This is a genomic window from Pelagibaculum spongiae (assembly GCF_003097315.1).
GTDB classification, from domain to species: Bacteria; Pseudomonadota; Gammaproteobacteria; order Enterobacterales; family Pelagibaculaceae; genus Pelagibaculum; species Pelagibaculum spongiae.
On record NZ_QDDL01000002.1, the window covers coordinates 317,074 to 337,675 of the forward strand.

Annotated in this window: 19 protein-coding genes; 13 read left to right on the forward strand and 6 right to left on the reverse strand. The window is 45.6% G+C overall.

The genetic code is table 11. The features are described from left to right. Positions 1-5 precede the first annotated feature (5 nt). The 10 genes from miaA to rlmB all read left to right on the forward strand — a co-directional run bounded on the left by miaA (position 6) and on the right by rlmB (position 10,847). Complete coding sequence (miaA, locus tag DC094_RS07380) at positions 6-947, forward strand: tRNA (adenosine(37)-N6)-dimethylallyltransferase MiaA (protein WP_206605598.1); 942 nt, start codon at positions 6-8, stop codon at positions 945-947. A gap of 131 nt (positions 948-1,078) precedes the next feature. Then, positions 1,079-1,333: an RNA chaperone Hfq gene (gene hfq / locus DC094_RS07385; protein WP_116686480.1), complete on the forward strand. Its 255-nt coding sequence runs from the start codon at positions 1,079-1,081 to the stop codon at positions 1,331-1,333. Positions 1,334-1,350: 17 nt separating this feature from the next. Beyond that, entirely contained in the window at positions 1,351-2,667 is a 1,317-nt protein-coding gene (hflX, locus tag DC094_RS07390) for a ribosome rescue GTPase HflX (protein WP_116686481.1), read from the forward strand. A gap of 178 nt (positions 2,668-2,845) precedes the next feature. After that, positions 2,846-4,042 (forward strand): FtsH protease activity modulator HflK, encoded by a 1,197-nt coding sequence (gene hflK / locus DC094_RS07395; RefSeq protein ID WP_158527251.1) that lies wholly within the window; start codon positions 2,846-2,848, stop codon positions 4,040-4,042. A gap of 2 nt (positions 4,043-4,044) precedes the next feature. Further along, positions 4,045-4,923, forward strand: a complete 879-nt coding sequence (gene hflC, locus DC094_RS07400) for a protease modulator HflC (protein WP_116686483.1) — start codon at positions 4,045-4,047, stop codon at positions 4,921-4,923. Between the two features lie 113 nt (positions 4,924-5,036). Continuing rightward, complete coding sequence (locus tag DC094_RS07405; protein WP_116686484.1) at positions 5,037-5,219, forward strand: DUF2065 domain-containing protein; 183 nt, start codon at positions 5,037-5,039, stop codon at positions 5,217-5,219. Between the two features lie 2 nt (positions 5,220-5,221). Next, positions 5,222-6,412 carry an ATP phosphoribosyltransferase regulatory subunit gene (locus tag DC094_RS07410; protein ID WP_116686485.1) on the forward strand — a complete coding sequence of 397 codons (1,191 nt, stop codon included), beginning with the start codon at positions 5,222-5,224 and terminating at the stop codon, positions 6,410-6,412. Positions 6,413-6,427: 15 nt separating this feature from the next. Continuing rightward, positions 6,428-7,720 (forward strand): adenylosuccinate synthase, encoded by a 1,293-nt coding sequence (locus tag DC094_RS07415; RefSeq protein WP_116686486.1) that lies wholly within the window; start codon positions 6,428-6,430, stop codon positions 7,718-7,720. Positions 7,721-7,798: 78 nt separating this feature from the next. Further along, positions 7,799-10,048 carry a ribonuclease R gene (rnr, locus tag DC094_RS07420; protein ID WP_116686487.1) on the forward strand — a complete coding sequence of 750 codons (2,250 nt, stop codon included), beginning with the start codon at positions 7,799-7,801 and terminating at the stop codon, positions 10,046-10,048. 61 nt (positions 10,049-10,109) lie between these two features. Next, positions 10,110-10,847 (forward strand): 23S rRNA (guanosine(2251)-2'-O)-methyltransferase RlmB, encoded by a 738-nt coding sequence (rlmB, locus tag DC094_RS07425; RefSeq protein ID WP_116686488.1) that lies wholly within the window; start codon positions 10,110-10,112, stop codon positions 10,845-10,847. Positions 10,848-10,880: 33 nt separating this feature from the next. On the opposite strand, the gene DC094_RS07430 is transcribed toward rlmB, so the two are convergent. The 6 genes from DC094_RS07430 to DC094_RS07455 form a co-directional block, all read right to left on the reverse strand. Beyond that, positions 10,881-11,864 (reverse strand): hypothetical protein, encoded by a 984-nt coding sequence (locus DC094_RS07430; RefSeq protein ID WP_116686489.1) that lies wholly within the window; start codon positions 11,862-11,864, stop codon positions 10,881-10,883. After that, positions 11,861-12,976 (reverse strand): DUF3696 domain-containing protein, encoded by a 1,116-nt coding sequence (locus DC094_RS07435; RefSeq protein WP_116686490.1) that lies wholly within the window; start codon positions 12,974-12,976, stop codon positions 11,861-11,863. The genes DC094_RS07430 and DC094_RS07435 overlap by 4 nt, the downstream gene beginning before the upstream one ends. Then, on the reverse strand, positions 12,976-14,058 hold the full coding sequence (locus DC094_RS07440; RefSeq protein WP_158527252.1) for a DUF262 domain-containing protein: 1,083 nt from the start codon (positions 14,056-14,058) through the stop codon (positions 12,976-12,978). The genes DC094_RS07435 and DC094_RS07440 overlap by 1 nt, the downstream gene beginning before the upstream one ends. A 156-nt stretch (positions 14,059-14,214) precedes the next feature. After that, positions 14,215-14,634 carry an alternative ribosome rescue aminoacyl-tRNA hydrolase ArfB gene (arfB, locus tag DC094_RS07445; protein ID WP_116686492.1) on the reverse strand — a complete coding sequence of 140 codons (420 nt, stop codon included), beginning with the start codon at positions 14,632-14,634 and terminating at the stop codon, positions 14,215-14,217. Positions 14,635-14,775: 141 nt separating this feature from the next. Beyond that, a complete protein-coding gene (locus DC094_RS07450; protein WP_116686493.1) occupies positions 14,776-15,141 on the reverse strand; it encodes a DUF2956 domain-containing protein in 366 nt (121 codons plus the stop codon). 50 nt (positions 15,142-15,191) lie between these two features. After that, positions 15,192-16,364, reverse strand: coding sequence for a GGDEF domain-containing protein (locus DC094_RS07455; protein ID WP_116686494.1), 1,173 nt, complete (start codon positions 16,362-16,364; stop codon positions 15,192-15,194). A gap of 303 nt (positions 16,365-16,667) precedes the next feature. Between DC094_RS07455 and DC094_RS07460 the strand changes: the two genes are divergently transcribed. The 3 genes from DC094_RS07460 to nirD all read left to right on the forward strand — a co-directional run bounded on the left by DC094_RS07460 (position 16,668) and on the right by nirD (position 20,585). Beyond that, positions 16,668-17,276, forward strand: a complete 609-nt coding sequence (locus tag DC094_RS07460; RefSeq protein ID WP_133245495.1) for a hypothetical protein — start codon at positions 16,668-16,670, stop codon at positions 17,274-17,276. 434 nt (positions 17,277-17,710) lie between these two features. Continuing rightward, on the forward strand, positions 17,711-20,203 hold the full coding sequence (gene nirB, locus DC094_RS07465) for a nitrite reductase large subunit NirB (protein WP_116686496.1): 2,493 nt from the start codon (positions 17,711-17,713) through the stop codon (positions 20,201-20,203). A gap of 31 nt (positions 20,204-20,234) precedes the next feature. After that, positions 20,235-20,585: a nitrite reductase small subunit NirD gene (gene nirD / locus DC094_RS07470; protein WP_116686497.1), complete on the forward strand. Its 351-nt coding sequence runs from the start codon at positions 20,235-20,237 to the stop codon at positions 20,583-20,585. Positions 20,586-20,602: the final 17 nt, after the last annotated feature.

Consider the following 20,602-nt stretch of genomic DNA (forward strand, 5'->3'; position numbering starts at 1 on the left):
TAGCTTTGAGCGAAAAAAAATTACCACCGGCGATTTTGCTGATGGGCCCGACTGCCAGCGGTAAAACCGACTTGGCAATCGAGCTGGTAAAAACCATGCCAGCAGAAATTATTAGTGTCGATTCAGCGATGGTTTATCGCGGAATGGATATCGGTAGCGCCAAGCCTTCTGCAGAAGAATTGGCCGCAGCACCGCATCGATTAATTGATATTTGTGATCCGTCAGAACCTTATTCTGCAGCTCAGTTTCGAGAAGATGCTTTAAAAGAAATGGCCGAGATTTCCAGCCGAGGGAAAATCCCGCTATTAGTCGGAGGTACCATGATGTACTTCAAAGCGCTAATAGAAGGCTTAGCTGAGCTACCCCAATCAGATCCGGAAATTCGTGATCAATTAAGGAAAGAAGCAGAAGAAAAGGGGTTGCAGGCATTGCATTGTGAACTTTCGGTCATAGATCCCGTCTCAGCTGAGAGGATACATCCCAATGATCCACAGCGACTGTTACGTGCTTTGGAAGTGTTTCGAATTTCGGGACAAACCTTGACGCAACACCAGTCCGTTCAGAAGGAAAATCCGCTACCTTATCGCACCCTCGCGATATCATTGATGCCAGAGTGCCGGGCACAACTGCATGAACGTATTGCATTAAGGTTTAACCAGATGTTGGAGCTAGGTCTACTGGATGAAGTTCGCACGTTATACCAACGTGATGATCTACATCCGGAGCTACCGTCAATTCGGTCAGTAGGCTATCGCCAGTGCTGGGAACATCTTAACGGTGAATTGGATTATCAGCAGATGATTGAACGAGGTGTGATTGCAACAAGGCAATTGGCGAAACGCCAACTGACTTGGCTAAGAAACTGGAAGCATCCGCTACACCAAATAACAGCGGGTGACAAAAGCGCAATAAACCAAATCGAGCAGATGTTAGAAAAAGCAGAGTGATTTGCTTTAGCTAATGGCTGCTACACTGTATGCGAGCCAGGCAGCGGTATTCATTTATCGTTGTTGTTTCACGCCCCGGAGGGCACGGCGAGCGCCGAAAAAAAAACAATTAGTTTGAGGAGATGGACACCATGTCAAAGGGGCAGTCCTTACAAGACCCTTTCCTGAATGCGCTGCGTAAAGAGCGTATTCCTGTATCAATTTACCTGGTTAACGGTATTAAGCTGCAAGGTCAGGTTGAGTCTTTCGATCAGTTCGTGATCCTGTTGAAAAATGCTGTCAGCCAAATGGTTTACAAGCACGCGATATCCACAGTTGTACCCGCTCGAAATGTTCGCATGACCGGTACGACTGATGATGACGAGTTCGATCCTGGCAATGCATAATAACCGGTAGTAGGCCTTTGCTATTTTTTGATCGGCCTGCCAGCGGTGAAAAGGCAATACTGGTGCATCTTGATTTTGCACTGGTATCTGACCTTAAAGATCGCCAGGAATTTGAAGAGCTGGTTATCTCTGCTGGTGCCTGCCCCATGGATGTGGTTGGCGGGCGCCGCAGTGCTCCCCATGCAAAATATTTTGTTGGCTCAGGCAAGGTGGAAGAAATTCGCAGTGCGGTTTCTGCTCACCAAGCTGAAGTAGTCATCTTCAATCACACCCTCTCTCCTGCCCAAGAACGTAACCTTGAATATCACCTCAAGTGCCGCGTTGTTGATCGTACTGGACTGATACTCGACATTTTTGCGCAAAGAGCTCGTACCCATGAAGGTAAACTTCAGGTCGAGTTAGCTCAGCTTCAACACCTGTCTTCACGACTGGTACGCGGCTGGACTCACCTTGAGCGCCAAAAAGGTGGTATCGGTATGAGAGGTCCTGGTGAGACACAGCTGGAAATGGACCGTCGTATGCTTAGCATGCGCGTCAAGGCGATACAGGCCCGCCTAGAAAAAGTGCGTAAACAACGTGCTCAAGGGCGTAAAGCCCGTAACAAAAATGAAATTGCCACGGTATCTTTGGTGGGTTACACCAATGCGGGCAAATCAACCCTCTTTAATCATCTGACGTCTGCTGATGTTTATGTAGCCGATCAGTTGTTTGCCACACTCGATCCAACACTTCGCAAATTGGTATTGCCTCACGCAGGTAGTCTGATTCTTGCCGATACGGTTGGATTTGTTCGAGATTTACCACACGATCTGGTTGCCGCCTTCCGAGCGACTTTGGAAGAAACGCTAGAAGCCAGTTTATTGCTGCAAGTGGTCGATGCTTCGGACGAAAATCGTCAAGAAACCATTCACGAAGTGGATGAAGTACTCGATTATATTGGTGCTGGCGAACTACCTAAATTATTGGTTTATAACAAGATCGATCTGCTAGATGAAAAACCAAGAATCGATCGAGATGCAGAAGGCAATCCACAAAGAGTTTGGGTTTCTGCAAAAACCGGGGAAGGATTCGACGAACTCTATCAGGCGATTGCCGAGCGACTGCAAAGCAATTTAATGCGTTGTGAGATTCTGCTGCCAATTAATGCTGGCCGGTTACGTGCCGAACTTTTTGAGCAAAATGCAGTGATCAATGAGCGTTACAGCGATCAGGGTGAAGCCATCCTGGAGCTGGAATTACCACAACGAGATGTAGAGCGATTGTTGGCCAATGCAGGCGTTCGCCTGATTGGTATTTCTAAAGATTCGCCACTAGAGCTGGTTTCTGCCGAATAAAAAGTTCGGCAGATCCCTTGTCAAAAGGCAATCAACCCCCACTATGGTTTCAACGTTTTATCACAAAATCTGTCTTTAGATGCATGGTGTCTCACCCAATCTGGCTGCTAGAATGCAGCTATTCGGTGTGTTGCACTGGCAATCATCGTGCGAAATAACGCACAGGGGAGAATTATCTATGGCTTGGAATGAACCGGGTGGCGGCGGTAACCGACAAAATCCCTGGGGTAATAACTCCGGTGGTTCTGGTGGTCCTAAAAAAGATCAGGGTCCACCAGACCTAGATGAAGTAGTAAAAAACTTCACCAAGAAGTTCAGCGGCAAAGGCGGCGGATTTGGTGGATTTGGCAGTGCCAAAACGCCTGGCGGCGGAATTAGTACCGTATTTATTCTGGCAGGCCTGACGCTAATCTGGTTCCTGTCTGGCTGGTATAAAGTTGAGCCAGCAGAGCGCGGTTTGATACTTCGCTTGGGTGAATATCACGATACTGTCGGCCCGGGCCCTCATTGGTATCCTCGTTTTATCGATACGGTTGAAATTCATGATATCGGCGTAGTTCGTAACTATCCGTTAACTTCAACCATGCTGACCCAAGATGAAAACATCGTTGATATCGATCTGCGGGTTCAATATGTGATCAAAGATCTGAAAGATTATGTTCTAAAGATCAAAGATCCTGACCGCACCTTAGGTGATATCACTCAAAGCGCATTGCGCGAAGTGATCGGTCAAACCAAGCTAGACGCTATCTTGACTGAAGGCCGTGACGTAGTTGCAGCTGACACTAAAACCAAAATGCAAGAGCTACTCGATTCCTACGGCGCAGGCTTACAGGTTACTCAGTTGAACTTGCAAAAAGCAGATCCACCATCCGCAGTAAAAGCTTCCTTTGATGACGTAATCAAGGCGCGTGAGGATAGGGAACGCTTTAAGAACGAAGCACAAGCTTATGCCAACACCACGGTTCCTCTGGCAGAAGGTCAAGCTAAACGTAAATTGGAAGAAGCTGCCGCTTATAAAGAGCAAGTCGTTCAACAAGCGGAAGGTGAAGCCGATCGTTTTGTTAAGCTGTTAACCGCTTATCAAAAAGCGCCTGAAGTTACCCGTGATCGTCTGTATATCGAGACCATGGAAAGCGTGTTTAGCCGAGTAAACAAGGTTCTGGTTGATGTAGAAGGTGGCAATTCATTAATGTATTTGCCATTAGACCGGATGGGTGTTCAACCACAAGCCGCTTCTGCGCTACAAAATCCAAACATCGAAACCATTGGCGGCTCTAGCCTTTCACAACTGCCATCACGACTTGAAGCGCAGCGTAATACCACCGGTAGCGGTCGTGTAGCGCCAAGAATTCCAAGTCGGGTAGGAGAATAATTATGACCAGATCATCTAGTGGAATTCTGGCCATTTTAGGCCTGATCGGCTTAGTTATTTATGGCAGTGTTTTTGTGGTTTCCGAAAAGCAGCGCGCGATGGTGCTGTTCTTGGGTCAGATCAGCCAAAGCAACGTGCAGCCAGGCATACATTTCAAATGGCCAATTGTTAATGAAGTTCGTACATTCGAACGCCGCATCATTACATTGGATGCGCCACCGGCGAGCTTTTTGACTGCTGAGAAAAAAGCAGTTGAAGTCGATTCATTTGTTGAGTGGAAAATCAGCCCATCTGAAGGCGCTTTGCTGAATTACTTCACCACCACTCGTGGTGATGAATTACAGGCAGCACGTCTATTGACCGATATCATCAACAAGGATCTACGTGACGAATTTGCACGCAGAACTTTGCAAGAAGTCATCTCGGAAGATCGTTCAGAGATTATGCGATTAATGGTTGCTGCGGCAAACGCAAAGGTGCTGGAACTCGGTATCGAAGTGGTTGACGTTCGAATCAAACGTATTGAGTTACCGAGCAAAGTAACCGAATCGGTTTATCGTCGGATGCGTACAGAGCGTAATCGTATTGCTCGTGAGTTCCGTTCTAACGGTGAGAAAGACGCTGAAATCATTCGCGCACAAGCAGACCGCCAGCGTACTGAAATCGCTGCAACTGCTTACCGTGATTCTGAAATCATTCGCGGTAATGGCGATGCAACAGCAACCACTATTTATGCGGATGCTTATAGTCAGGACCGTGAGTTCTACGGCTTTGTCAGAAGCCTGCAAGCTTATCAGCTCAGCCTGAACAGCAAGCAAGATACTCTGATACTCAAGCCTGATAGTGAATTCTTCCGCTATTTCAACAAACAAGCTAAATAATCTTAGTGCTGCCTACTTAACATAGGCAGCACACAAGGTTACAATCTTGCTTTAGGGCCGGGATTATCCCGGCCTTTTTGCGCCTTTCTTTATGCGCTAATGTAGTGTGACTCATGAATGATTTGTGGTCTGCACTGGCTTTGGTACTGGTGATTGAAGGTATTTTGCCTTTTATTGCACCCGCTCGCTGGAAAGCAGCGATGACCCAAGCAGCCAGTCAGAATAATCGTTTTTTGCAGTTGATGGGTTTAGCCAGTATGACTGGTGGCCTGATGCTGCTTTACATGGTTAGATAACGATGCAAGATAATACTCGGTGGTTGCTCCCCGAGGGAATTGATGAACTCTTGCCACCCCAGGCAGCCAAGGTTGAAGCTCTCAGGCGACAGCTACTGGATCTCTACAACCTCTGGGGCTACCAATTGGTATACCCTCCGCTTGTAGAACACCTTAATTCCCTGCTTACCGGTGCCGGTAGCGATCTTGAACTCCAGACTTTCAAACTCACCGATAGCCTAAGTGGTAAACTGCTCGGTATTCGTGCCGACACCACACCACAAGTTGCCCGAATCGATGCCCACAAGTTAGGTGGCACAGGCGTTAATCGTCTTTGTTATCACGGCACGGTTTTGCGCACCAACCCGCAAGGACTCAGTAATGGTCGAGCACCGGCGCAAATCGGTATCGAACTGTTTGGTCATGGCGGCATTGAAAGTGACGCTGAAATTCTCGAGTTGATGTTGGAAACCCTGGCACAATCCGGTCTGAAAAACGCATGCCTCGAACTCGGCCATGTTGGCATTTTCCGGGCACTGGTTGAGCATGCTCAACTAGACCAAAGCCAGGAACAACAGCTGATGGAAATCCTTCAGCGCAAGGCAGTTACCGAACTAAAAGATCTCCTGCAAAGCTGGCAGCTCACTGAACAAACCCAGCAAATGCTGGCGAGTTTGGTCGACCTTTATGGTGATCAGTCGGTGATCGACAAAGCCAGAAAGTCTCTGGCGGCAGCGCCGGAATCTTTGCATGTAGCACTCGATCAACTAGAAGCAATCGTCGCGCTACTGCGCCGTCGCCATCCAAATGCACAGGTGATTTTCGACCTCGGTGAGTTGCGCGGATATCACTACCATACCGGTGTGGTATTTAGTGCCTATCTGCCAGGTGCCGGTCAAGCCGTCGCCCAAGGCGGCCGCTATGACGATATCGGCAAGGCGTTTGGTTGTGAAAGCAGGCCCGCCACCGGCTTTAGTACTTGTTTGAAAACTCTGATGACCCTAGGTCAGACAGAAATGCCACAACAGCAAACAATTCTCGCCCCGGTTGAGGGAGAGAACGCTGCACTTGAAGCTGCAGTAAAGCAATTCCGGCAAGCCGGTCACGTAGTGATCAGATTGTTACCGGATCAGGACATGCAGCAAGCCGAAGCAGGCTGTAGTCATCAACTTGTCAGCGCCGATGATGGCTGGCAAGTAAAACCCTTGAATTAGCGAGCTGGAACCGAAATGGGCAAAAATCTTGTAGTGCTGGGCACCCAATGGGGTGATGAAGGCAAGGGCAAACTGGTTGATCTGCTGACTGAGCAGGTAGCTGGCGTAGTACGTTACCAAGGTGGCCATAATGCTGGCCATACACTGGTCATCGACGGTGTCAAAACTGTGTTGCACCTTATTCCATCAGGAATTTTGCATAAAAACGTCAACTGCTATATCGGCAATGGTGTTGTACTGTCGCCTGAAGCTTTGATGACAGAGATTCACCAGCTTGAAATAACCGATTCCGCGGTTCGAAAGCGCTTATTCCTGTCTGAGGCTTGCCCTCTGATCCTGCCGTATCACGTTGCATTGGATCAGGCGCGCGAATTGGCCCGTGGCAAAAAAGCCATTGGCACAACTGGCCGTGGTATTGGCCCAGCTTATGAAGACAAGGTTGCTCGCCGCGCATTGCGTTTAGGTGACTTGTTTGATCAAGCAAGACTGGAAGAAAAGCTGCGTGAAGTAATGGAATACCACAACTTCGCACTGACCCAATACTACAAGGTTGATGCGGTCAGCTTTGATGAAGTGTTTGCACTTTGTCAGGAAATGGCGAAAGAACTTGCACCTATGGTGGCTGATGTTACTCAGATGTTGCATCAACATCGCCGTAACGGTGACAAGTTATTATTTGAAGGCGCACAAGGTACGTTGCTCGATATTGATCAGGGCACCTATCCTTACGTGACTTCTTCGAACACCACAGCTGGCGGCGTTGCAACCGGCAGCGGCTTTGGCCCTTGTTACATCGATTATGTACTGGGTATCACCAAGGCTTACACCACCCGGGTTGGCGCAGGTCCATTCCCAACCGAACTGTTTGATGAAGTGGGTAATCATCTGGGCACCAAAGGCAATGAATTTGGTGCCACCACCGGTCGTAGTCGGCGTTGTGGCTGGTTTGATGCCGTTGTTTTAGCCCGTTCAATCGAGGCTAACAGCGTCACTGGCATCTGCCTGACCAAACTAGACGTTCTCGATGGACTAGAAACCATCAAGATTTGTACTGGCTACAAGTACCAGGGCGAAATTATCGATCGCCCACCCATCGGCGCCGAAGCATTTGAAGCTTGCGAGCCGGTTTATGAAGAAGTTGCAGGCTGGAGTGAAACCACATACGGCACAACTTCAATTGATTTACTTCCGGAAAATGCCCGAGCTTATATTCGTCGGTTAGAAGAAATTCTCGAAACACCGATTGATATCGTCTCCACCGGGCCAGACCGGAAGGAAACCATAATTTTGAGAGATCCGCTGGAATAACAGCGATCCTCAAAAAAGGGTTTCTCTCTCGGCCTTAAAACCAGAAGAAACCCTTTTTGTATTTTCAAGAGAGTATGAATGACAAAGAAAAGGAAAAATAACCTCAAGGATCCACAGGCGGCAAGAGAAGCCAGCCACTACAGCAATCCAATTGCCAGTCGTGAAATGATACTGGAATTGCTGGAGAAACAAGGTGCCTTGCTGAACATCGATAGCGTTGGCGAGCTGTTGGAAATTTCTGGTGAATCGCCACAAGAAGCGCTGCGTCGACGTTTGCGTGCAATGGTGCGCGATGGTCAACTGGTTTGTAATCGCAAGGGCGAATATGGTCTGGTAACCAAAATGGATCTGATCAAGGGTCGGGTTCATGCACACAAAGAAGGCTTTGGCTTTCTGATTCCTGAAGACACTTCCGATGATTTATTTCTCAATACCCACCAGATGAGCTCATTGCTTCATGGTGATCGGGTATTGGCTCGGATTGAAGGCCTTGATAGCCGAGGTCGCCGTGAAGGTGCGGTGGTTGAAATCCTTGAGCGCGGAATGGTAAGGCTGGTCGGCCGCTACTTTGAAGAACATGGCGTTGGCTATGTGGTGCCCGACAGCAACCGAATTCATAAAGATGTTCTGATCCCTCCGGGACAAAGCAATGGCGCAGCCAAAGGCCAGATCGTTTCAGTTGAATTGATCGTTCCGCCAACTAGCCGCACCAATGCGATGGGTAAGGTTATCGAAGTATTGGGTAACCATATGCAGGCGGGTTTGGAAACTGAACTGGCAATTCGCAATCACGATCTGCCCCATGTATTTGACGACGCAGTCGTCGCTGAAGCCGACAAGTTCGGTGCTAAGGTCAAGCCTGCGCAGTTCAAAGGCCGGGAAGATATTCGTCATCTGCCATTAGTCACTATTGATGGTGAAGATGCCCGTGACTTTGACGATGCGGTTTTTGCTGAACGTAAAAAGTCAGGTGGCTGGCGCTTAGTAGTAGCGATTGCTGATGTCAGCAGTTATGTGCCCGTTGGCGGCGCACTGGATGCCTCTGCCTATGAACGCGGCAACTCGGTATATTTCCCGGGTCGGGTCATTCCGATGCTGCCTGAGCAGTTATCCAATGGCTTGTGCTCACTGAACCCAGACGTTGATCGTTTGTGTATGGTGTGTGACATGAGCATCAGCGCCAACGGTAAGCTGACGCGCTATAAGTTCTACGACGCAGTCATGCAGTCCAAAGCACGCTTGACCTATACCAAGGTCTCGAAAATGCTGCAGCACAAAGACAAAGAACTTTGCCAAGAATACGGTGAAGTGCTGCCGCATCTGCAAGAACTGTATCGGATGTATCACGCCTTAATCGGCCAGCGTATGGCACGCGGTGCAATTGACTTCGAAACAACCGAAACCCGGATTGTTTTCGATGATAATCGCCGGATCGAAAAGATCGAGCCATACGAACGCAACGATGCACACCGGATTATCGAAGAGTGCATGCTGAGCGCCAACGTGGCGACAGCTCGCTTTTTGGCCAAGAACAAGATCCCAACTTTGTATCGCTCCCATATGGGCCCGAAAGAAGGCAAGATCGAAGACGTTCGCAGCTTTTTGTCCGAATTAGGCCTCGGTCTTGGCGGCGGCGACAAGCCAGAGCCACAAGATTACGCTCAGTTAATTTGGGCCATTAAAGGCCGTCCGGATGCACCATTAATCCAGACTGTTTTATTGCGCTCGCTGTCTCAGGCAGTCTATTCGCCGAAAAACGATGGTCACTTTGGCTTGGCATTTAATGCCTACGCCCACTTTACTTCGCCAATTCGTCGCTATCCTGATTTGCTGGTTCATCGTGCGATTCGCCATTTAATTAATGGTGAAAAAGCCAGCACTTTTGAATACAGCGAAAAGAAGATGCAAGACCTCGGCGAGCATTGCTCATCAACCGAACGCCGTGCAGATGAAGCCACTCGCGAAGTCACCAACTGGCTGAAGTGCGAGTACATGCAAGATAAAATCGGCATGGACTTTGAAGGCTCGGTATCTGGCGTAACCGGTTTTGGTTTGTTTGTTCAGCTTGACGATATTTACGTCGACGGCTTGGTACACGTTACTTCGCTGGGCAATGACTATTTCCACTTTGATTCTGCCAAACACCGCATGAGCGGTGAACGTACTGGTAAGAGTTATCGCTTGGGTGATCGCCTAACGGTAAAAGTGGTTAAAGTAAGCCTCGACGATAAGAAAATCGACTTTGAATTATCTGGTGAAATGGCGGTAGAAGGCCGAGCACCAGTGAAGAAAAAGCCGCGTCGTAAAACATTCCGCAAGCGTAAGTAATTCATTCTTCACATCACCCCTAAACCGGTCTGCGGGCCGGTTTCGATTTTTCGAGCAGTCAATGAAAAACGAACTTGTTTATGGATTGCACGCAGTGCAATCTTTATTAAAAACCAATAATGATCGATTGCTGTCACTGGCTATTCAAGGTGGCCGCAGTAATGACAAGGCTAATTTATTAGCGGATGAAGCACGCAAATTGGGTTGTAAAGTTGAGCAAAAATCCCGCAAGGATCTCGACACTTTAACCAATAATGCACACCACCAAGGCGTGGTTGCTTACGTCAAAGCATCGGGCGAGCAGAATGAACAATCGCTAGAAATCATGCTTGAGCAATTAGAAGAAGCGCCTTTCTTACTGGTTCTTGATGGCGTCACCGACCCGCATAATTTGGGCGCTTGCTTGCGAAGCGCCAATGCCGCCGGTGTTCACGGTGTGATTGTGCCAAAAGATAAAGCGGTTGGTTTAAATGCTACGGTGCGTAAAGTTGCCTGTGGTGCCGCCGAAGCAACGCCTTTATATGTGGTCACCAACCTTGCTCGCTGCTTGGACAATTTGAAAAAGCACGGCATTTGGTTAACTGGCACTGCAGGCGAAGCCGAACAGTCGGTTTATCAGCAAGATTTAAAAGGCCCAATGGCGATTGTCATGGGCGCTGAAGGTTCAGGCTTACGCCGCTTAACCCGCGAAGCCTGTGACTTTTTGGTTAATCTGCCAATGGCCGGTGAAGTTTCTAGCTTAAATGTATCTGTTGCAACAGGCGTATGTTTGTTTGAAGCAGTTAGGCAGCGGCAGTAAAGATTGAACCAGCAAGCATCTGTAAGGTGCTTGCTATTTCAGTTTGAGATGTGGCCCAAGGTAAGCAATATAGATTTTTTTATTGGTAGTGTCCGGATAAAAATGCATCCGAAAGCCTGCGGGTAATTTTATGTGATTTTCACAATAAACCTTGGTTCCTGAAGGCAGTCGATATTCCCTTTGGCTTCGTAACTTTGGATCATCAGCCACAGTGGATGATTCACCAGAAACCTCCATATTCAAGCCAGAATCTCGTAGATATTCATGTCGATACTCTGAAAACTTTTCTTCTTTCCAGTCATCACAGAATTGATTCAAAACCAACAAAGCATCTTTGGATTTATCTAAAATATCCGCGCGAAAACCACCTCTGCGAAGATCGCTACTGAAGCTATCCAAGAACTCAATACACGGGAACAGACTTTGCCGACGCTGTAAAATATCATTAGCCGTTTGGAGTTTCTGATCCCTTATTGTTTTAAGATTTAACTCATGATTACTAAGCGATGCAATGGAGAATATATTTTTTAACTCGGCTGACGCTTGCTCAATCTCCCCACTTTCTTCATCTAACTTTTTAATCCATATGGCCAGCTCTGGTTTCGTCCATTTTTTCTGAGAAGGGAAACTCAGCAAAAATGCCTCAAAGTAAAAGCTTGCCAGAAGTGCAATGCTGCTTTGATCTTCTCCGGCAAGGCCAGCGTCCAATTCTGTACTTTGTTTAAGTTCATCAGCATCAAATAGTGGCTGCCTAGTTGCAATGCTTCGAAAAGCTCGAACAAGGTCTTTTTGTTGCGGATCTTGATTGGCTTGGACGAACCAGTCTCTGAGAAAATAATCTTTAGCTAATTCCAGACCATACCAAGATTGATCAATTTCTTCGTCCAATAGGATGGCATCATAACCAAAGGTTCGACAGCGGATAGCTATCTTCAGGAATTCAGCAATATCTTCTTTGGCTTGGGCGGCATGTTGATATGGCAAGCTATGGTGGTTAAACACCAAATTTTGGCTCATAGCAAACGATCCAGCTGCTTATCCCATTCGTCAAAGAAGCCATTAGGCCATTGATCAATTCTGCCTTGCTCATCAATTTTCGGGCGAAGAATATGCGACGCATGCTGTTGATCTGTTGATTCTCGTTCCAAAAAATACAACCGCACATCATCAGGAGTAGCTAGTTGCTCTTTAACCGCTACCCGAACACCATTTAAAAAATGATCCGAATGTGATTCAACAATTAACTGTATTCCATGGTGCGCAGCCAATGCACATAAACGCCCCATGACTGCTTGCCCGGCAGGGTGTAAATGAGATTCTGGATTTTCAATAATTAATAAATCACCAGGTTTCGCTGATAAAATACTGGTTACTACCGGCAAAACATAACTCAAACCAAAACCGACATTCTGCGGTTTGAATTCGTTGGTTACCTGGTTACCTTGAACAAATGAAAAACCTAAAGTGGCAGCATTAAAGTGAGGCACTGCTTGTGTCCTCACCCTCAAGCCTGGAGCAATCTCAGACATCCATGCGTTGATATTGGTGAGCAAGTCACTAGAAGCAGCCTCTTTATGAATCAAAGGGTGGTTACTTACAGCCTGATCAGCATATTCAGCAATATAATGCACTGTATACTCGCCACGAATACCTAAAGAGTTCAGTTCTTTAATATGGAATTCAGAAAGCTGATGATGGCTGGTTGGTGCAACTCGGTCAGCACTTAGGTAACGAAAGTTATTGTTAAATAAGCTAAGCCTTTCAGCATGTTCGATAATTGCTGGATTGAGTTTCTGCATAGGCTGCAAGTCTGAAGTATCAGCGTAATCAAATGAAAATTCTGTTGCGAAAGAACTGTTTGTCCACTTCACAATAAAACTAAATTCATCTTCTTGGCTTTCTTGCGACAGAACATCCCTTCCAGTTCCAAGAGATACATAGTCTCCCTGAAGCAGTAAACCTTTATCCACAAGCAAGTTTCGTTCGTAAGATTGCCGAAGGAGTAATAAAGTCTGAATTAATGAGGATTTCCCCATGCCATTTAACCCAGAAAAAATATTTAAACCTGAAAGTTCAAAACCACCAGCTAGTATTGTCTTGAAGTTTTTTATATGAAGATATTCAAGCATTAGGTTTCTCTTAATATTATTTTAACTAAATGGTGGGTTACTGCATGCCGGTACTCAATATTCTGAATAGCTTGTGTGTTGGTAGATAGTGACCGGATAAAATCTTGATTATCAGTTAACGTCTCGTCCAGTTCATGTAAAAGCCTATCCCTTTTAGCACAAAGCTTAGAAAAATCGCTTTCACTTAATTTTGAAAGCTGCCTCATCCAGACTTCGAATAAAGCTACACTTTTCCTTTTTTTGCTTCCTTCTTGAAATAGATGTTTTACGAAAGCTTCAGAACCAAAAAGCGCCTTGGATCTTTCAAGAGACAAGGCAAAAAGTCGGGCAAGACGATCCAGTTCATCACGATCAGCTCTGCGTAACCGTTCTACCGCTTCATTGAGCAGAACAACAAGGTTTCGTGCGGTTTCTCTCGAATTAAATATTTCATAAGCGACAAACCTGAGCACAAGTTCTTGATCTTTCATTCTTCGAGACCGGTCGCCCATCAACTCAATAAAATCTGGATATTCTGAACATCTCGCCAAAAATTCTCGCACGTGAGTTGGTGCCAATGCGTGCCTAATTTCTTGAGAATTTAAAGGTGTCCCGCCAGTATTCACTCGCATGAAAATACTATACTTGATATTTAACGGCGTTGAAGGTCGAACCTGATGGGTGATTATCTGAAACTCTCTAAACCTTCGCTGCATAGGCCTAGGTAAATCATCATAGGTCGCCCCATTTAACTCTGCAGACAAAAACTCCAACCCTTTAAGTTTCAAAGGCCGCTCTTTGTCTAAAACAAATCTTTTAATTGCATTCAATCGCTGCAGCCCATCGATAATTTGCCAGTTGTACTCGGAGGAAACATCGAAGTAAAACACCGGCAATGGCAATTGAATCAAAATCGACTCGATCAATCTACTCATTTGAACAACCGTCCAAATTTCCGCACGCCTTTGAAAATCTGTATTTAAGTCAATTTCATCACACTGCATGCGCTCAATCACACTATCTAGAGACAGCGTGACGCTAGCCACATCAATTTCACTTGAGTTAAAGGGTGAAGAATCGGAGACACCATCCCAATAGCTCATTTCATCTTCTTGAGCTAAGTAGCATGAATCTTTCCTGCCATTCGGCATGAGTCTCTCCTTGAGCATGGGGCTAACTAAATTTTCGAGCAGTATTATCTCACAGCTTATAGCTTATAAAAGCACTAGCGAACAAAACTGATTGAGGTTCTCAGCAGGTCACTCAAACGACTTTTTATTTCTCAAAACCTTGGTCTGTCCGCGCTTAGTCTTACTATCCATGCGGCGTCTTTGTGAGCCTTTGGTTGGCTTAGTCGGGCGACGCTTTTTTTCGACTTTGGTGGCATTTTTAATCAATTCCAGCAATCGGTCTAATGCATCTTGCCGGTTGAGCTCTTGGGTACGATAACGATCGGCCTTGATCACCACCACTCCTTCGGCAGTAATTCTTTGATCCGATAATTTCAGCAGCCGTTCTTTATAAAAATCCGGCAAACTGGAATGTTTAATATCGAACCGAAGGTGAATCGCGCTCGACACCTTGTTGACGTTTTGTCCACCCGGGCCGCTGGCACGAATTGCCGTAAAATCCATTTCCCAATCGGCAATCGATACCGCTTGACTAATTTGTAGTGGCATTAAGTTGTCACCCTAGCCGGTAAAAATATCGGTAATGCCCAATCGGCAATCGACACCGCTTGACTAATTAGTAGTGGCATTAATTTCTCGCACAATCGGCAATCGTCATACCGTTCTGGCTAATTTGTAGTGGCATCTGGCTTACGCCTGCCCGCTAAATAAACCGGGAAATGCCCAGACTGCGAAACCAATCCAGCTGGCAGCAAGTAAAAGCCAAGGTAGCCAATTGGGTTGGTATTGAGCTGCCGTTTCAATGGGTGAATTATCATTTTCAGCAACCTCAGCTGTCGCAACAGGCTGCTTGGCTTGACGTAATCGCTTATCTAGCTCACGCGCTTTGGCCTTATTACGCTTTTTATATTCTTCTATGCCCTTTTGAATACCTTGGGCAACCAATCGAGTTTGCTCTTTAGTTTGCCCTGGCTTTTGCACAGCCTTGGCCATGCTATGGGCTTCCTTGATTGTTTCAGGGGAAGGCGCTTGCTGGTTTTTGCTATATCTGGCCATAACTACTCAGTCAAAAGATTGATCGAAACAATGTGCTGAAACATCTGCGCTTACTCTACCGGAGATGCTTGCTTATTATGCGGTTCGATCCACTTATTCATCAAACGATCTGGTAAAATTTCTTGCGCCTGCTCATAAGTGAGGCAAACACAGCAATTACGCTTTTTCTTGGCAATGTATAACGCTCGATCGGCCATTTCCATTAGCGAACGACGCTCCCTACCTAGCACTGCATCCGACCAAACCATACCCAAACTCATAGTAATAAATGAATCAGTGTCTGAACCCCAATGGTCGATCTGCTTATTTTTTATCGCCTGAATTAGCTTGATCATCTTTAACTTAGCGTGTTCAAAGTCCATGCCATGCAATAGCAAAATAAACTCTTCACCACCCATTCGAGCAACCAAACCATGCTCACCGATTTGTTCTTTAAGTAGATTGGCAATTTGAACCAAGCACTGGTCACCTTCCATATGCCCATAACAATCGTTATAGGATTTGAAATGGTCCAGATCGGCAATCGCCAAAGCGACACCTTGCGCACTACCGACTGCCGCCAAAGCTTCAAAACGTCGCTCAAAACTATAGCGATTATCTAAACCGGTTAGTGGATCAGTCTCAGCCAATTGCTCTAGCTTTAACTGAATATCTAGATTATGCAGCCCCATTCGCTGGCTCGCCATCGCACTAACCGTGCCCATCATATTGACCAAAACCAGATAAACCATGTCATAAACTAACTGGTCTTTGCCGAGCTCAGCAACTAGATCGAACCACGCGGTTAGTCCAATTAACGGCCAGCAAATTAGTATTTTTTCTTTCCAAGTCAAACTAGTAAAGAAATAACCAAACAAGGTTACTAGCATTATCGGCTGCATAATGCTGCCATAGCCGTAATCCAGCCCGATGAGATTACTAGCGGCAATGCCAGCAGAGCAAAGAACAATGGTTAACTGGCTCAGTCGATTAAAGCAACCAGAAGCACAACTGGTGAAAATCACGGCAATTAATACCGCAAGGGGTAACAAGGCAGTCAAACAGCGATAAATCAGAATATCTAATAAAATTTTTGGTTGGCTTTGTAGCCACAACCAATCCCAGATCGTACAGATCAACACCACAGAAATCGCGGTCAGCAAGCATGCTAGCTTCAACAAACGATTATTGTGTTGCAGCTTTCTGTAGTAAAGCTGGTAAAGCTCTGTTGCAGGTAATGCCATAGCGAGTCTTAAACAAATATTTTGTTCATTCTATGGAATAGTCGGTAAGCGCGTATTGCAAACTGTGACAGATCAGCACGATTAATGACTTTGATCAAAAATATGACATACCACTTTAACTAATTAGCTATAACACCATTAATGACTAAAATATCAATAATATATTTTCGTGATTATTTTCACCCTACAGTTCTTGCAAAGTATTATTTCAACTTCGGCACTTTATGAGATTTGCTTTGGCGGTTAAAATGTCAAAATCAATATTGAATTACGAGCGCTCACTTCTTTGTTATGAATAAAATTTTGCTGATTATAATCTTTGCGCTTGGCTTGTTAGCTAACGGCCTGCTGTACTTTTTTGCTGTGCAAAATAATGCCGAGTGGCTGTATAGCGAAAACGCTTTAATGGAAAACATACAAGCAGTAGTGGCATTGATTGCAGCGATAATTGGCCTGATTACTTGCATTCGCTATCAAGGACTCACTTCAGCGGTAGCTTTTGCTTGCGCAGTTTTAGGTTGGTCAATTTTTCTTCGTGAAGTCGATGTCGAGCGGCTGCATTACAACATTCCCCAGGCGCTAGTTTGGTTAGGTCATGGCATCGGTAGAAACAGCATGCTACTGATTTTATGGATCGGTGTGTTCTGGCAGATTAAGAAACAATTTGCATCCATCAAGCAGAATTTTCGTTCACTGGTATTCAGTCCTAGCGGTAAGTTACTTCTAATTTCTTTTGGATTATTGATTCTTAGTGACTTATTTGAAAAGCATATTTTGGGCGGTTTACATCATGTGTTCTATGAAGAGTTGATGGAGTTAGATGCTTTCTTGCTTTTCCTATTAGCGGCACTGTTAATAAAAATTTCAGTGGCAAAAGCAACCAATCAATCGGATCGGCACAGCACTCAATAGATACTCTTCTATTATTTAATACCCATCTGGCAAGCTTAATGCTTGCTAGGTGTTAATCCTCACTAACACCTCTTTTCTCTTCGCATGGCTGTTATTTCTGACTGCTATTTATCAAATTTCAGTATCCCTACGAAACATGACAGCTCGACGCTTAATAGTGCGAAGTAAAAAACTATTGCACTTATATTGGGCTATCTTGCAATCCAAAAGCATCCTGCCAGCCCTGATAAACGTCAACAATTATAATTAAAAACCGACAGTTAGCGATTTTAAAATTTCTGGCACGCCCTCTGCAATAACAATGATGTGCCCACAAGGTACGCTCTCCCGTTAGGCTGATAGCACCTGCCAACTTGGCATCGGCAGGTGCTGTTTTTCTTACCAGTCCAGCGGAATAACAAAAAAGAAATCATCATTGCAGCACGGGTAGCGTTATGGACAAGCAAAATCTGGTCATTATTGGTAATGGAATGGTGGGCCACCATTTAGTGGAGCAACTGGTTCAGCATAACCTGCACCAGCAATTCAATCTGACAGTGGTTGGTGAAGAAGTCCGACCTGCCTATGATCGGGTTCATCTATCAGCACTATTCGATGGTAAAACCGCCGATGACTTAGCGCTCACCACCGCAGATTATTACCAGAAAAATAATATCCAGCTGATTTTGGGTAATCCAGTTATCAGCATCCAACGCGATAAACGATTATTAGTCTGTGAAAGCGGTGGCTTAATTGCTTGGGATAAGTTGGTCATGGCTACCGGCTCCGCTCCCTTTGTTCCGCCGGTTCCTGGTAGAGAAAATCCTGGTTGTTTGGTTTATCGAACCATCGAAGACTTGCAATCGATTCAAGAGGCAGCAGAAACCGCAACTGTCGGTGTAGTGGTCGGTGGCGGTTTGCTTGGGTTGGAAGCGGCCAATGCCATCAAAAACCTTGGCCTGGAAACCCATGTCGTTGAGTTCGCCCCTCAGTTAATGCCAGCGCAGCTCGATAGCACTGCCGGTAAATTATTGGAGCGAAAAATTACCGAGCTGGGCGTTAAGGTTCACACCAATAAAAACACCAAAGAAATTGTTAATGGCAGCCAGTCATTGCTGCAAATGAATTTCACTGACGAGACACAACTGTCTACTGATCTCATTGTGTTCTCGGCAGGTATTCGACCCCGCGACCAACTAGCAAGAGATTGCGATTTAACGGTTGGACCACGCGGCGGTATTGAAGTTGACCAACAACTCACCACCAGTGATTCGAATATTTATGCAATTGGTGAATGTGCATTATTCGATGGAAAAATCTTCGGACTGGTCGCACCGGGTTACACCATGGCGCGTACCTTGGCCAGCCATCTTGCCGGTGAAACTGCTGCATTTACCGGTGCAGACATGAGTACCAAATTAAAATTACTCGGTGTAGATGTTGCCGCAATTGGTGATGGTAAAGGTATCGATGCCCAGCTTAATTACAAGCTGATTGATGACCCAGCAGGCGTTTATAAAAAGTTGGTGATTAGCGATGATCAGAAAAAATTAAACGGTGCATTATTAATTGGTAATGTTGAAAACTACGATACTCTTTTAGCGCAATATTTAAATCAAATCGATCTGCCAAAAGATCCTGTTCAATTAATTACCCCAGCGAAAGATGGAGAACAACAAGCCATAGAGCTACCTGGAAACAGCATTATTTGCTCTTGTCATAATGTCAGCCGTGATGCCATTAATCAGGCAATGGATGATGGCCTTTTAACTCTCGATGAAGTTAAAGATGAAACCCGGGCATCAACCGGTTGTGGTGGTTGTTCTGCAGCAGTGAAAACTTTCGTCGATCAGCAACTGGCTAAGCGTGGCATGGAAGTATCAGTAGATATTTGCCCGCACTTTTCTTACAGCCGCCAACAGTTATTTCACTTGGCAAAAGTCGGCGACATTCAAGACTTCGATAATTTAATTGCTCAACATGGAACCGGTGCCGGTTGCGATATTTGCAAGCCAACCGCCGCTTCAATTTTTGCCAGTCTAGAAAATCAATACATTCTCGATCGGCCACACAGAACACTGCAAGATACTAACGACCGTTTTTTGGCCAACATTCAAAAAAATGGTAGTTACTCAGTCGTTCCAAGAATTCCCGGCGGGGAAATCACTCCCGATAAATTAATTGTCATTGGTCAGGTAGCTAAAAAATTCGATTTATATACCAAAATTACTGGCGGTCAGAGAATCGATTTATTTGGCGCTCGATTAGAGCAGTTACCAGAAATTTGGCAACAATTAATCAATGCCGGCTTTGAATCGGGTCACGCTTATGGCAAATCGCTACGCACGGTTAAATCTTGTGTCGGTTCTGACTGGTGCCGCTATGGCGTGCAAGACAGCATGGGCATGGCGATTGAATTAGAAAATCGTTACAAGGGTCTGCGTTCGCCACACAAAATTAAATTCGCCGTGTCTGGCTGCACCCGAGAATGCGCTGAAGCACAGAGCAAAGATATCGGTGTAATTGCCACAGAAAATGGTTGGAACTTATATGTATGCGGTAACGGCGGCATGAAACCACGCCATGCCGAGTTATTTGCTACCGACCTAGATGACCAACAATTAATTAAATTAATTGACCGCGTATTAATGTTTTATATCGAGACGGCAGAACGCTTACAGCGCACTTCGGTATGGCGCGAACAACTAGATGGCGGCTTGGGTTATTTAAAATCAGTCGTCATTGAAGATAGCTTGGGCATTGCCGAACAATTAGAACAACAAATGCAAAAAGTAGTTGGCAGCTACCAGTGCGAATGGGAGGCAACACTCAATGACCAAGAACGACTCAAGCAGTTTCAACCCTTTGTTAACAGTAAGCAAGCGGATCCAAGTATTCAGTTTGATCGCAAGCGCGAGCAAATTATTCCGCTCAAAGAAATCTCGTAACAGCCAACCTACGATTAAAAAGAGTACTGAAATGCCAAATAAATCATGGATCGATATTTGCTCAACTGAAGATTTAGAGCCAAACGGCGGCGTATCTGCTTTGGTGGGCGACGTTCAAATTGCACTGTTTACCTTGGCTGATGGCCAAGTATTTGCTTTAGACAACTACGATCCTTTTAGTAGAGCAATGGTACTTTCTCGTGGCATTATCGGTGATATAAAAGGTACTGCAATCGTTGCATCACCTATTTACAAGCAATATTTTTGTTTAAAAACGGGCCAATGCCTCGATGACCAAGATGTCATGGTGCGTAGCTGGCCAGTTAAAATTGAAAATCAGCGGGTTTTACTAAAAAACGAACAGCAAAAAATAGCGGCTTAAATAAAACAGCCGATCTA